The sequence below is a fragment of the Mucilaginibacter sp. NFR10 genome (assembly GCF_900100445.1).
Lineage (GTDB): Bacteria > Bacteroidota > Bacteroidia > Sphingobacteriales > Sphingobacteriaceae > Mucilaginibacter > Mucilaginibacter rubeus.
The window spans coordinates 682,169-695,888 of record NZ_FMTV01000003.1; the positions used below are offsets into that span (position 1 = coordinate 682,169).

A 13,720-nucleotide genomic window follows, 5' to 3' on the forward strand; every position below is an offset into this window, starting at 1 on the left:
TAGCGAATAAATTTCAGTGTTAAAATTTTATGTTGTCTTTGTTAAAAAATCACCTTTTAGTATAGTCCCAAGCACTTCAAAATCAGCGTTAAAAATAACAAGGTCGGCATCAAAGCCTTTCTCTATTTTACCCTTTTTTGTTTGCGATGCTAACTCGGCGGGATATAATGAAGCCATATTTACGGCCTCAGCCAGGTCAATACCGGCCAATTTAACGCAATTTTCAACTGCTTTAAGCATGGTAAGGTTTGAACCTGATAAAGTACCATCGGGCATGGTATACCTGTCGCCCCTTAGTTCATGTTGATAAGCTCCTTCTTTGGTTGAAGTAACGGCATCAGTGATCAGGAAAAGCTTGTCGCCAAGCTCACGTTTGGCGAGGCGGATCATAGCAAAATCAACATGGATACCATCAGCTACGATGCTGGTATATGGCCGCTCTTCAAAAATAGCGGGAATATAACCAGGCTCACGATGGTGCATGGATGGCATAGCATTAAACAGGTGGGTTACTGCCTGCACCGGTTTCTTTAAAAATGATTTGCCTTCGGCATAGGTAGCGTTGCTATGGCCGGATGATATGATAACACCCTGCTCATATAAATAATCAATTACCTCCTGATCCTGCAGTTCGGGCGCAATGGTGATCATCTTGATAACACCATCAGCTTTTTCAAGCCAGCCTTTAACCTCAATCAAAGTAGCCTTTTTGATAAACTTTTCGGGGTGAGCGCCTTTTTTGGCAGGATTTAAATACGGCCCTTCCAGGTGCAATCCCCAGAAAGCCCCCCTGCTTTTTTCGCGATAGATCTTAGCCGCTTCAATACCGGTTTCCACAATTTCATTGGTATTGGTGCCGATAGTGGCAAACACGCCTATAGTTCCCTGGTTCAGCAGGTCATTCTCCAATTGTTCAAGCGCCTCAACGGTAGGTGTACCGGCAAAAAGCTTACCGCCGCTGCCGTAGATCTGCAGATCGATAAATCCCGGGGCAAGGAATGCGCCGTTCAGGTCTTTCTTTTCACTCTCCGTTGGGATAGCGCTTTCGTCAATAACATCAATGATAGTTCCGTTTGAGATCAAAACGGCTTTGCCTTCGGCGATGGTGCCGGCAGAGATGAGTTTAAGGTTGTGGAGGACGATAGGCATGTTTCTTCGTTTTACGTCATTGCGAGGTACGAAGCAATCGCGAACTCCACAGAGCGGCTCTGCATATCGGGGATTGCTTCGTACCTCGCAATGACGGGGTTGATTAAAAACAACAGGGCAAAAAAAATCCCCCGATTTTCATCGGGGGATAATATGATTAAGCTCCCAAAGCTACCCGCTTGAAGGCGGTTACTGTAAGGCCTTTTTCAACCGAGTCAAGGAATTGTGAAATGCTCTTAGACGAATCTTTCACAAACTCCTGGTTTAACAGGGTTGAGTCTTTGTAGAATTTATTCAATTTACCTGCAGCAATTTTTTCAACCATTGCTTCTGGTTTACCTTCTGCACGGATCTGCTCTTTAGCAATTTCAAGCTCACGCTCAATTACTGAAGCGTCAACGCCATCTTTATCCAAAGCGATAGGGTTCATAGCAGCAATTTGCATAGCTACGTCTTTACCTGCATCTTCTGCACCTGCACCATCAGCGCTTAAAGCTACCAATACACCTAAACGGAAGTTACCGTGGATGTAAGCAACAACCTTTTCGCCGTTAACAACTTCATATTTAGATACACCGATTTTTTCGCCGATTTTGCCGGTTTTTTCGATGATCGCGTCACCGATTTTAACGCGGGCAGTTTCAACGTCGATTTCAAGGGCGTAAAGCTCTTCAATTGAAGCTGGTTTTGCTTCAACAGCTTTGTTAGCAATTTCATTTGCAAAAGCGATGAACTCAGCGTTTTTAGCTACGAAGTCAGTTTCGCAGTTAAGCTCGATGATAACACCGGTTTTAAAATCTTCAGAAGTACGTGCAATAACAACACCTTCGTTTGATTCCCTGTCCTGACGGCTTGCTGCAACTTTAGCACCTTTTTTCCTTAAAAAATCGATAGCTGCTTCAAAATCACCGTTAGTTTCGGTTAATGCTTTTTTGCAATCCATCATACCGGCACCGGTTTGCTGGCGCAGTTTGTTTACGTCGGCTGCAGAAATTTGTACTGTAGACATGTTTTTTTGAGTTTTAAGATTTTTTATATCGGGTTACAAGTTACCGTAATGGTATTATGCCATTGTAACCTGCAACTATTTTTAATATTAAAAATCTCCCACCCCTTGCTGAGGTGAGAGAATTAATATATTTTTTGTTGTTCCCTTAAAGGGTTAACAAGGAAGATTATTCTTCTGTTTCAGCAGCCGGAGCTTCAGCTTCGCCTTCAGCAGCTACTTCAGCAACTTTACGGGTTCTTTTACCGCCTTCGTTAACTTCAGGAGCATCAGCTTTAGCTTTTGCAGCTACTGCTTCTTTTTCAGCTTCGTCTTCTTTCTCGCGTTTGCGCTCATCTAAACCTTCTTCGATAGCTTTGATGATGATGCTGGTGATCAAAGAGATTGATTTTGTAGCGTCGTCATTCGCAGGGATCGGGAAGTCGATGTTTGAAGGGTCAGAGTTGGTATCAACCATAGCAAATGTAGGGATGTTCAACTTTAATGCTTCTGAAACCGCGATATGCTCTTTCTTAACGTCGATCAGGAATAAAGCAGCCGGTAAACGGTTCAGATCAGAGATACCACCTAAAAGGGTTTCTAATTTGATACGCTCACGCTGAATCATCAGACGCTCTTTTTTAGAAAGGTTGCTGTAAGTACCGTCTTTAGTCAATTTATCGATGTTTGACATCTTTTTGATTGACTTACGTACAGTAGCAAAGTTAGTTAACATACCACCTAACCAACGCTCGGTGATGTATGGCATGTTTACACTTTTTGCATAATCAGCAACGATATCTTTCGCTTGTTTCTTTGTAGCTACGAATAATACCTTACGGCCTGATTTTACAATTTGTTTTATAGCTGCAGCAGCTTCTTCAACCTTAGTTAAGGTTTTATTTAAATCGATAATGTGGATACCGTTACGCTCCATGAAAATGTACTGTGACATTTTCGGATCCCATTTGCGGGTAAGGTGACCAAAGTGTACACCAGCGTCCAGTAAATCCTGATAAGTTGTTCTTGCCATTTTGTTGTCCTCCTTTGATTAACGTTTACTGAATTGGAATCTCTTACGTGCTTTCCTGCGACCTGGTTTTTTACGCTCAACCATACGGTCATCGCGGGTCATTAAGCCTTTAGCACGTAATGCCGGTTTCTTTTCAGCATCAAGTTCAACAATAGCTTTAGCGATAGCTAAACGAACGGCTTCTGCCTGTCCTTTTACACCACCACCTGCAACGTTTGCTTTAACATCGTATTTTCCGGTGCTACCAGAAACCTCAGTGCTCTGAGTTACGATATATTGCAATGGCAAAGTAGGGAAATACTCTTTGTAATCTTTACCGTTAACGATGATCGCACCATTTCCTTCTGTAAGGTAGATGCGGGCAACGGCTGTTTTTCTTCTGCCTGAAGTGTTAGTTGTTGGCATTTTTTTTCTCCTTAAAAATTAAAAATTAAATGGCTGTTGGGTTTTGCGCTGCATGAGGATGCTCAGCACCTGCATATACATGCAAATTGCCGAATAATGCTTTACCCAAACGATTTTTAGGTAACATACCACGTACCGCTTTCTCGATGATGCGGGTTGGATGTTTCGCCAATAACTCCTTAGGAGAAATAAAACGCTGACCACCTGGATATCCAGTGTAACGAACATAAACTTTGTCGCTTAGTTTGTTGCCGGTCAGTTTTACCTTGTCTGCGTTGATAACGATCACATTATCACCACAGTCTACGTTTGGGGTGAAATCAGGCTTGGTTTTACCACGGATGATCATTGCGATCTTCGTAGACAAGCGCCCCAAAATCTCGCCTTCGGCGTCAACAACAACCCATTGTTTGTTAACGGTTTTTTTGTTGGCTGAGACAGTTTTGTAACTTAACGTATTCACTTGCTTTAAATTAAATTGTTTAAACGTTTATTATACCCCGTATTTTCGGGACTGCAAAGATAGGGTTAATTATCTTATTAGCAAATAGATTTTAAGGAAAAGATTGCGACTGGACTGATGGAGTGTCTGAACCGGAATTTAAGGGGGGGGGCGAAGATTGTCAGGATTTTATTTTGTCTGAACCCGAACTTGTTGAATTTTCGGAATAGTCAAAATTTTAGGAATTCGAAAAAATTCAATAATTCGTTTAATTCGAGTTCAGACAACTACCAGAATCCGATAAACCCGGTTCAGAAAAAATCTGTGTAATCAAAAATCAATCGGTGTAATCCCAATAAAAAAATCCGACATCCAACATCCGAAATCTCAAATCAAAATAATGGTGTTGCCTGCGGCCCGGGCTATACGTTCATACGCCTGCAGGCATTACGCGCATGGCCGGTATCCACTTCTATCCCTAACACAGAAAACACATCCGGAATGCTATATGAGTATGATGCTTTACCTTCTTAAATCTACTAAATCAGTTCTCCAATTACTTAGCTAAAGCAAAATCCAATACCTCATCAGCATGTGTTAGCGGGTTATCCTTTACCATAAAGTCTGGCATTACCGGGTGTTGATCATTAGTATTACCATTGGCCCTGATAAATTGCTTGGTTGAAGTAGTAAACGTAAACCCGGTGTTAGGCAGTTTCAAAAAAATCAGTTCACCATAATCATTGGCCGGTTCGCCTGATGGTTCACCGACCAATGTAGCCAGCTTATAATCCTGAATGGTATTGGCCAGCATGTTGGCACTTGAAAAAGTATGCGGGCCAATCAGCACCAAAACGTTCCCTTTGAATAACAAATCATTAAATGTTGACCGGGCAGGTTTATCACCGCTATTTGATATAGTAGTACCATTAATGGCATTAAAATAATAAGCCATCGTTTGTGGCCCTTCTCCTTTTAACTTTTCATTAAGCTGATCTTTGTACTCCTGGCTTACTTTCCACTTTACACCTCCTGCCATCCGGAAAGGCTTATCGGTAATATAGCCTAATAACATTTCGGCTAATGCCGAATTACCTCCCCCATTTTTTCGCAAATCGATGATCAGCACCTTGGCTTGTTTGTTTTTAATGGAAGTAAAGCACGAATCTAAAAACCGTTTAAATACAGCCGGTTCAGCTGTAAGTGTATTCAATGCCAAATAGGCTTTATCCGTATTCAAAAAATCAAATTGATGATCTGCAATTGGTTTAATCTTAGGCAGGTCTTTCGCTCTTGCAGCAATATTGCTTCTGAAATCTGCCCATGAAACCGGGTTTACTACTGCACTATCTACCTGGTTGTTGCGCAGGTAACGGATATGCCATGGCCCGTTTACTCCATACAGATGCAAATACACGATGAGGTTACGACAGATATCAAGAGCTTTATATTGCGGCAGACCGCCCGCATAACCACCCAGCTTACCCATCAATTTCTCTGTAGCAATTCCATTGATGCTGATGATGGCATCGCCCGGCTTTAGTTTATCTTCCAAGGAAGCATCAAGCCTCACAATAAACCCTGTACCGTTAAACTCTCTTATCAGTACAGGAAATAAAAGATTTCCCCCAGCCTTCAATTCGTCAACTAACGATTCGGGATAGTTAAACACACTATGCCCTTCATTCAATGCGCCTATCAGCCCTGCCATAATTGGCCACGCCTCTTTCGCTGTCATACCATCGTGCAGGCTGGCAAGCACCCTATCAGTGAGCCGCGAATAGGAAGCCTTACTTATGCTGTGATACATATCAGGATGCACGTCGGCAACCGTGGCAACCAGGTATTTTACATCTTCGGCTAACTGATGTTTTGAGTAGTGTTTTTCTGTAGCAAGAGTATCCTGTTTTTTTGCAGATAAGCCAACAACAGGCAACACCATTATTAGTAATAAGAGTAAAGGCAGCTTCATATCAAACATGATGCACAAAATAGCAAATTGGTTGCAAGCAGCTTCTTAATTGCTTGTAATTAGTCATTCGTCAGACGGCCGGCACTTATGGAATTTTTATTTTGTAATAAGTTTTTTACATTCAGATGATATAAATATATTAGCAGGAACACTAATTAATTCCTGAATAATTGGCTCCCGCTGCTTACCGGCTCACCTTAACCTTGATTGTACTTTTAAGTACCTGCAAGTTGTTTGCCCAAACCCTGGCCGATCCGGTTGATTCGTTACAAACACAGGTAGACGCCAATGGAATCTTAGCTTCCATATTCAGCGGCAAAAGCAGCAAACCTGCCGCAGCTACCGAACAGCTACGAAATCGCACCTATTGGTCTGTATTACCATCGGCAGCTTACAACCCAAGCGTGGGTTTTGCCGTTGGGGTTATCTCATCAGGAGGAAAATACTTTGGTGATCCTTCAACTACAACACTTTCGGTAATTAATGCCGGCTTTTACCTGTCAACAAGCGGGCTCTCTACTTTTGAGTTTAAACAAAACGCTTTTTCGGCTCAAAACAAGTGGAACCTGCAGGGCACTGTACAAATAGGGAAAACCGTTGCCATGGACAACGGCCTCGGCACCGGCAGGCGCAGCTTTGGCGAAGGCAGCTTTTTCATGAACAATACCCACTTTGAAAACAATCCGGATGCCTTCCCTATCCGTTATGTATACATCAAAGCCAATGAGCGCATCTACCGTAAACTGGCACATCATATATATGTAGGTGCCGGGCTAAGCTTTAATTATTACAGCCATATAGATGATGACCGCAAGGATATCCCCATATCAAAAACTCATAACTACCGCTATAGTATCCGTAACGGCTTTCCTGTTAACTCGTACCAGGCTAATGGCTTGTTGTTCAATTTCCAGTTCAATAACCGCGACCAGCCTAACCGCCCGTTCAGGGGTATTTATGCCGATATAGTTTTTCGGAGCAACCAAACCTGGCTGGGAAGCAACCGCAATGCCATGCAGGTAAAGTTTGAGTTCAGGAAGTACTGGAGCCTGTCATCAACTCACCCCGAACATGTTTTTGCGTTGTGGCACTGGTCAAACTATTTATTAAGCGGGGCACTGCCCTACCTTGAACTGCCCGGCACCGGCAGCGATGCTTATGGCCGCATTGGCAGAGCATTTATTATAGGTAGGTTTAAAGGCATGTCGTTTGTATACAATGAGGCCGAATACCGCTTTCCGCTAACAAGCAATAAGTTGCTCAGCGGTGTTGCCTTTGTCAATGCCGAAACGGCTAACAACCAGCAACGCATAAAACTATTCAGGTATTGGGAGCCCGGTGGCGGAGTGGGCTTGCGACTGTTGTTTAATAAATACACGCGCTCTAATCTATGTATTGATTATGCCAGGGGAACTTATGGTTCAAGTGGGTTCTTTTTGGGACTTAACGAGGTATTTTAACTATAAGCAGGCTACGATGATGGTTATACCGTTATAATTGGTGTCATTTTTGTGCTGAAATTGCCTGAACAAGCAATCTACCATAAATGCGCACTCCGTTAACCTCACAACTACTCGGCGACCTGATTGAAAAAGGCTACGAATATGTATTGGTAAAGATCAACCTGAACCAACAGCAAGATGAGGCTGTCGACATAACACTTGTACCAATAAAAGAAAAACCGGAATTAAATAAATTACCAACAGGCTTTGAAACTTTTTACCGCATCACCCGCGAGCCCATGCAACTGGTTTGTGGTGTCGACAATACCAGTATTTTCATCGAATATCAAACCTTTGGTGACACTATAACCAGCCAGGACCTTTTCGACGACACTTATTTTAGGATGAGCGAGGAATTTTTCAGGCAGGTGTTGGACAGCCTGGAAGATTACGCGGTGATCACTACAGATAAAAATGGTGACGTTAACAGCTGGAATACCGGTGCCCAAAAAGTGCTTGGCTACACCGAACAGGAAGTATTAGGCCTAAGCGCCCGGATTTTTTTTACTCCCGAAGATATTGCCGAAGGTAAACCCGAAGCCGAATTAAAAAAAGCGCTGAGCCGGGGCAGAGCTATCGATGAGCGTTATCATGTACGCAAGGACGGCACACGCTTTTGGGGCAGCGGGCTGGTTTTCCCGCTGTTTGATGAACAGCACAATCATCGTGGTTTCACTAAAATCATGCGTAATCAACGGGAAGAACAGCGATCAAAAGAGCTTGGCATATAATACAAAAGAGGTGCTCATTTGAGCACCTCTTTTGTATTATATCTTTTCAGGAAAAAGGATTAAGCATTATAGCTTACACCGTGATCTTCTTCTACCTGTGGGTTAATGAATGGTGAACCTTTGGTAAAGCAACCTACAATTAAAAGGTAAGCACCAAAAATCAATTGCGGAGCTACCAATTTATCAGAAAAAGCATAAACCCATGGTGAACAAAATAAAAATGATCCCATAATTACATCACCAACATTATGCATAACCATCGGAAATTGCTTAATAAAGCCCATTTCGTTTTTAGCGAAGATAGCCATGATCAACTGTAACCAACCAATGATCAAAGGCAGGAACAAAGCAGCACCGCCAACATGAAGTGTATCAAACGTCCATAATGATGAAATCATTAACAGGGCTACAACGTAGTTTAAAAATCCGTAAGTTTTTGTTGAGATGAAGCCTTTCATTTTTAGCTTATTTATAAAGTATCAGTAAAATGATTTATATCTAAATTTTGTGCCAAAGGTAAACATTTGCACGGCTTAAGCACAGTAAATTTAAAAAAATTGAATTGCGTGGCAATCAATTAGCTACGAGGTCACGAAACAGCTGAATATGCCAGCTATCTTTAAACGGCACCTCCCATTTAGTTTCAAGCTCGGTTAAATTTTGCACCAGGTTGTTGTAAACAACCGTTTCCTTATTGATGCTACCATCTTTCAGCTTAGCCTCAAAATCATGGCGTGGCAGTGAGAGCACTTCCTCTCCTTCGCGATAAGCCAAATTGAACCTGTCGAAAAGATTGATGCCTAAATGTTGCTGCACCTGCTGCATAAAATGAACCGATTTATCAATAGAACAGCCGCTGGCGCCTGCCTGGCTTTCATCAACTATCAAAATAAAAAAACGGTTGTACCTAACCTCACCTTTGGCTTTCAGCTGGTTGTTGTGGGCTGTCCAGTTGGTGGTAAACTTGTTCAGCTCGGGCTGTATCTGCTGCACTTCCAGATCGGTTAATTTCCTGTCCGACTGATAGATCCAAACTCTTGACTGTGGAGAAAATTTCATTTCCAAAAATATCAATTTATTAACTTCGGGTTACATTTTGTTGTCATGAAAATATCAATTCTGCCATCAATTGGAAAAACCGCGCTCATTACATCAATTTTAGCCCTTAGTGCGCTAAATTACGGTTTTAAAGCCGGAATGAGCGAACAGGAATGGTTAAACTGGAGTAATAAGTGCCTTAGCACCTCGTTTAACCCCGCGCCTGATATCAACCTTAAAAAGTGGGAGATTGCCCTTACCAACGACTATTTTTTACGTTTAAGGAAAACTTATCAACAGGGCAAGCAGGAATATTTTTCTTTCAACTTGCACCGTTTAACCAATGTTGATTACGTGGGCAGCGACACTACAGGCACAGTAAAATTCAATACCCAAACCGATGATATCATTGTGCAAACCTATGAGGATCCCAATGGCAATATCGACTCAATGGCCACTACATTTGATTTACCGGTACATAACATGAGCTCCACCAAATTTGACAGTCTGAAGAGCGCGTTGCATTATTTCAGGACAAAAGGTTTATAAACCATTAGCCCTAACCGTGATCTCGGCAATATCCAGCACCTTTATCTCCTGTTCCTTATCCTGATTTTTTACGCCATCAGTAAGCATTGTCATACAAAACGGACAGGCGGCGGCTACCACCTGTGCTTTGACTTCTATAACATCGGCAATCCGCTCTATATTGATATCCTTTTTGCCTGGTTCAGGTTCCTTAAACATTTGCGCGCCGCCCGCACCACAGCACAGCCCGTTTGATTTGCAGCGTTTCATTTCCACCAATTCGGTATCCAGGATCTCTAACGCCGCGCGCGGAGCCTCGTAAACATCATTTCCCCGTCCCAAATAACAGGGGTCATGATAAGTGATCCTTTTCCCCTTAAAACTTTCGCCACCTTCGGCTTTCAGCTTACCGGCATCAATCAACTGTTGAATAAGTTGCGTGTGATGGATCACCTCATAATTGCCGCCCAGGCCGGGATACTCATTTTTTATGGTATTAAAACAATGCGGGCAACCGGTGACTATTTTTTTGATATTATAACCGTCAAGCACCTGGATATTCATTATGGCCTGCATCTGAAACAGGAATTCATTTCCCGCACGTTTGGCAGGGTCGCCGGTGCAATTTTCTTCTGTACCTAACACTGCATAGCTAATACCCACATGCTGCAATATCTTACAGATATCGCGGGTAATTTTCCGGGCACGCTCATCAAAGCTACCGGCACATCCTACCCAAAACAAAATTTCAGGCTCCTTACCCTGTGCAGCCATTTCGGCCATGGTTGGGATGGCCAATGGTTCATTGTTCATAGCTCATGGTTTTATTTATGGTCGATAGTCCATGGACCATTGTTAATTATTTTTATTTCCCTTCACAGCCATGATCTATAAACCATTAACTATGATCTGTAAAACTATTCCTCCGCCCAGTTAAATCTGTCGGCCTGGCTGTACTTCCATGGGGCGCCGTTGTTTTCTACGTTACCGAACATATTATTTAAACTTGCCGGGGCCTGCGATTCTTCCATTACAATATAACGGCGCATTTCTGTTATGATCTCCAGCGGATTGATGTTCACCGGGCAAGCTTCCACACAGGCATTGCAACTGGTACAAGCCCAGAGCTCTTCGCGGGTAATGTAATTGTCAAGCAATGATTTATCATCCTGATGGTCTTTACCGTGCTTATCAATGTTATTGCCGACTTCCGTAATCCGGTCGCGGGTATCCATCATGATCTTGCGCGGCGACAGCAGTTTGCCGGTAATGTTAGCCGGGCAAACCGAGGTGCACCTGCCGCATTCGGTGCAGGTATATGCCTCCATCAGGTTTTTCCAGGTAAGGTCGGTTACATCCTTTGCACCAAAACGGGCGGGATCGCCATTATTTTCGGGAACGAATGATGGATCGAGCATGGCTTTGACCTCATTAGTAACCGATGCCATATTGGTAAATTTCCCTTTAGGGTTCAAGTTTGAATAGTACGTATTGGGGAAAGCCAACAGGATATGAAAATGCTTTGAATATGGCAGGTAATTTAAGAAACACAAGATTCCAACAATATGAAACCACCAGCAAACACGCTCGGTAATTACCAATGCCGAAGCGCTATCGGGCAATAGCGGCGCCAGTAATGAGCTTACCGGAAAACTCCCCGCAGTAACATAGTGACCAAAATGCAATAACTGTAATTTATAATCCGCAGCGTTCATGGTCAGGAAAGCTGTCATGAGCAAGATCTCAGTAATAAGGATGTAATTCGCATCAGATTTTGGCCATTGAGTCATTTCTGTACCTGTAAAGCGTTTTAGATGTACAACATTGCGCCTGCACAGGAAAACGATACATGCCGTAAGTACCAATACTGCAAGCATCTCGAAACCGCCTATTAAAAAACTATACAAGCCACCAAGCGGATGCGCAAAGATACGGTGCGAGCCAAAGACCCCATCAATCATGATCTCCAGCACTTCAAGATTGATGATAATAAACCCAATATAAATAAAAAAGTGCATTACCGCTGCTACAGGGCGTTTAACCATTTTGGTTTGGCCAAGGGCAATTTTGGCCATCACTTTCCAGCGCAGGGCCGGCTGGTCGTTACGATCCGTGTCTTTACCCAGCAAAATATTGCGCCTGATTTTAGACACGTTCTTGCCGAAGAAGTAAACGGCAACCGCCAGGATGATAATAAATATAAGCTGAGCAATCATTATGCGTGCATAGTATTTTTCTCAAAGTTAAATGAATTGTTTAAAGGGCGAAATGTTTTGGGATTGAAAAAATATTTGAAAATTAATTAGCTGATTACCTGCACAATTATTTAAAACCAGCAGGCGAGCAGAAACTTTTTTCAAAAAAAAGTTTTCAAACATAAAAAAAAGGCTACATTTGCACTCCCCAAACACGGGAACGGTTTGGTACCATAGCTCAGATGGTAGAGCAAAGGACTGAAAATCCTTGTGTCACTGGTTCGATCCCAGTTGGTACCACAGGTTAAAGCTTCTTAGTTAATTCTAAGGGGCTTTTTGATGCCTTAAAACTGCTATTGGAAGCTATAAATGCGGTTTTTAATAAAATCTTGTTAATTACTCGTTGGTTTAGCGGTTCTGTGTCTTTTCTGTCTGTTTCGTATTTTGCTATGCTTTTTAAGGTTATTTGGCGCACTTTTGGCGCACTTTTTAAGTGAATAAATGAATTGTGATGCCCATGCACTCTTATAGCAATCAAGTGCAAGGAGGAACGGAATAAATGAGGGGCTGTGAATCGGGTTGTGTTTATGCCGTAGTTCCTTGCAACGCTCCAGCAGCTATAAGCGTAACTTTGCCTAATAATTCATTTCCTGCTCTCCTTTCCATTTCTAATTTTTTATAGAATCTTGTAATTACCCTTATAAAAGTAACATTTCAATAAAAATAAGAAAAGTTAGAATTGAGTATAGCGTTAAAGTTCGCTATTCAACCAGTTTCACTTAAAAGGTAAGCCTTGCAGTGGCATTTATGGCTATCTTTTGAATGCTTTAAGGATTTGTACGTTCAAGTCTTTTTTTCTTTCCTTGCTCTATCAATCTTTGTGTTCTTTTTTTCAAATACTCTGAATATTTCAAATAAACATATAGCATCAGATTGAAAATTAAAATGGAGTATAAGACCTGTTTAGTTTGCTCTATATGCTCGTCTGAAAACGAATTTGTCAATCGATCGAGCTTTCTTTGATTAGCAGAAAAGGTGAGGAATATATTAAGCAAACAATATCTTTAAATATGATTGTCAGTGCTCCTGAAAGAATTAGGGTAATAAAATCTATCATAACGCTGTTTTTGCTATTGTTGGCAACATAATTTACAACAGCAACATTCATAGCGGTAACCGTAAAAAAGGCCAGGTTTTCGATAATGAGGTTTAGATTCATAGTTATTGATGGTCTATACTTATTGGGGTTTTCTAATTTTTTCTATGATTTTGTAATCGCCTTTATAAAGTAAGATTGGTAAATAAATTAGAAAAGTAGAATGAGCAGATAGACGCTCAATGTTGAGTTTGGCTTGATTATTTTGGGTTGCCTTTTCCATCACTCGACTTAAAAGGTCACTGAATCCGATAACTTGACTAATGATCATTCGAATGACTGCCTTGGCAATCGAAACAAAACCTATCAGGCCAATATAAAAGCGAGCCTGAAAACAGTAAAGTTTTTCAATAAGAACTTTGATTGATAAATATTATTAAATATCATTGTGTAAAATTCAGAAACAACCTTATTACTTATCACATGAAATCCATATCAATCTTTCTTCGCAATCCTAATTTCCGTCCAATCCGGTTCAATGATTTAAGGGTGTCTTTTCTTAAAAAAAGAGCATCCAGTACAGTTGCGCAACAGCATTTACAAACTACCAGTTATAACGGTCGCTGAATCTCATAAATAAGCTA

At 41.8% G+C, this 13,720-nt stretch carries 13 protein-coding genes and 1 tRNA gene; 4 read left to right on the forward strand and 10 right to left on the reverse strand.

The window, feature by feature from the left end; translation table 11 throughout:
• Positions 1 to 27: 27 nt before the first annotated feature.
• From nagA to BLP33_RS14170, 6 genes are all read right to left on the reverse strand, one after another.
• Positions 28 to 1,149, reverse strand: a complete 1,122-nt coding sequence (gene nagA / locus BLP33_RS14145; protein ID WP_090529476.1) for an N-acetylglucosamine-6-phosphate deacetylase — start codon at positions 1,147 to 1,149, stop codon at positions 28 to 30.
• Between the two features lie 157 nt (positions 1,150 to 1,306).
• A complete protein-coding gene (tsf, locus tag BLP33_RS14150) occupies positions 1,307 to 2,158 on the reverse strand; it encodes a translation elongation factor Ts (RefSeq protein WP_090529479.1) in 852 nt (283 codons plus the stop codon).
• Between the two features lie 166 nt (positions 2,159 to 2,324).
• Entirely contained in the window at positions 2,325 to 3,167 is an 843-nt protein-coding gene (gene rpsB, locus BLP33_RS14155; RefSeq protein WP_090529482.1) for a 30S ribosomal protein S2, read from the reverse strand.
• 18 nt (positions 3,168 to 3,185) lie between these two features.
• Positions 3,186 to 3,572, reverse strand: a complete 387-nt coding sequence (rpsI, locus tag BLP33_RS14160) for a 30S ribosomal protein S9 (RefSeq protein WP_090529485.1) — start codon at positions 3,570 to 3,572, stop codon at positions 3,186 to 3,188.
• A gap of 25 nt (positions 3,573 to 3,597) precedes the next feature.
• Positions 3,598 to 4,035, reverse strand: a complete 438-nt coding sequence (gene rplM / locus BLP33_RS14165) for a 50S ribosomal protein L13 (RefSeq protein ID WP_090529488.1) — start codon at positions 4,033 to 4,035, stop codon at positions 3,598 to 3,600.
• 535 nt (positions 4,036 to 4,570) lie between these two features.
• The gene (locus tag BLP33_RS14170) at positions 4,571 to 5,995 is read right to left on the reverse strand and encodes a S41 family peptidase (protein WP_090529491.1); all 1,425 of its coding nucleotides are present in this window, start codon (positions 5,993 to 5,995) and stop codon (positions 4,571 to 4,573) included.
• A 194-nt stretch (positions 5,996 to 6,189) separates the two neighbouring features.
• Between BLP33_RS14170 and BLP33_RS14175 the strand changes: the two genes are divergently transcribed.
• Together BLP33_RS14175 and BLP33_RS14180 are read left to right on the forward strand one after the other, a co-directional pair.
• Complete coding sequence (locus BLP33_RS14175) at positions 6,190 to 7,446, forward strand: BamA/TamA family outer membrane protein (protein ID WP_139159990.1); 1,257 nt, start codon at positions 6,190 to 6,192, stop codon at positions 7,444 to 7,446.
• Positions 7,447 to 7,532: 86 nt separating this feature from the next.
• On the forward strand, positions 7,533 to 8,219 hold the full coding sequence (locus BLP33_RS14180; protein WP_090529497.1) for a PAS domain-containing protein: 687 nt from the start codon (positions 7,533 to 7,535) through the stop codon (positions 8,217 to 8,219).
• A gap of 59 nt (positions 8,220 to 8,278) precedes the next feature.
• On the opposite strand, the gene BLP33_RS14185 is transcribed toward BLP33_RS14180, so the two are convergent.
• The gene (locus BLP33_RS14185) at positions 8,279 to 8,677 is read right to left on the reverse strand and encodes an SPW repeat domain-containing protein (RefSeq protein ID WP_090529500.1); all 399 of its coding nucleotides are present in this window, start codon (positions 8,675 to 8,677) and stop codon (positions 8,279 to 8,281) included.
• Between the two features lie 115 nt (positions 8,678 to 8,792).
• On the reverse strand, positions 8,793 to 9,278 hold the full coding sequence (locus BLP33_RS14190) for an ABC transporter ATPase (RefSeq protein ID WP_090529503.1): 486 nt from the start codon (positions 9,276 to 9,278) through the stop codon (positions 8,793 to 8,795).
• A 45-nt stretch (positions 9,279 to 9,323) separates the two neighbouring features.
• On the opposite strand from BLP33_RS14190, the gene BLP33_RS14195 reads away from it, so the two are divergent.
• Complete coding sequence (locus BLP33_RS14195; protein WP_090529506.1) at positions 9,324 to 9,806, forward strand: hypothetical protein; 483 nt, start codon at positions 9,324 to 9,326, stop codon at positions 9,804 to 9,806.
• Here BLP33_RS14195 and BLP33_RS14200 read toward each other — a convergent pair.
• Together BLP33_RS14200 and BLP33_RS14205 are read right to left on the reverse strand one after the other, a co-directional pair.
• Positions 9,801 to 10,598 (reverse strand): (Fe-S)-binding protein, encoded by a 798-nt coding sequence (locus BLP33_RS14200; RefSeq protein WP_090529509.1) that lies wholly within the window; start codon positions 10,596 to 10,598, stop codon positions 9,801 to 9,803. The two genes, BLP33_RS14195 and BLP33_RS14200, sit on opposite strands and share 6 nt — an antisense overlap.
• Positions 10,599 to 10,702: 104 nt before the next feature.
• Positions 10,703 to 12,001, reverse strand: coding sequence for a 4Fe-4S dicluster domain-containing protein (locus BLP33_RS14205; RefSeq protein WP_090529512.1), 1,299 nt, complete (start codon positions 11,999 to 12,001; stop codon positions 10,703 to 10,705).
• Positions 12,002 to 12,207: 206 nt separating this feature from the next.
• Between BLP33_RS14205 and BLP33_RS14210 the strand changes: the two genes are divergently transcribed.
• Positions 12,208 to 12,280, forward strand: a tRNA-Phe gene (locus BLP33_RS14210).
• Positions 12,281 to 13,720: the final 1,440 nt, after the last annotated feature.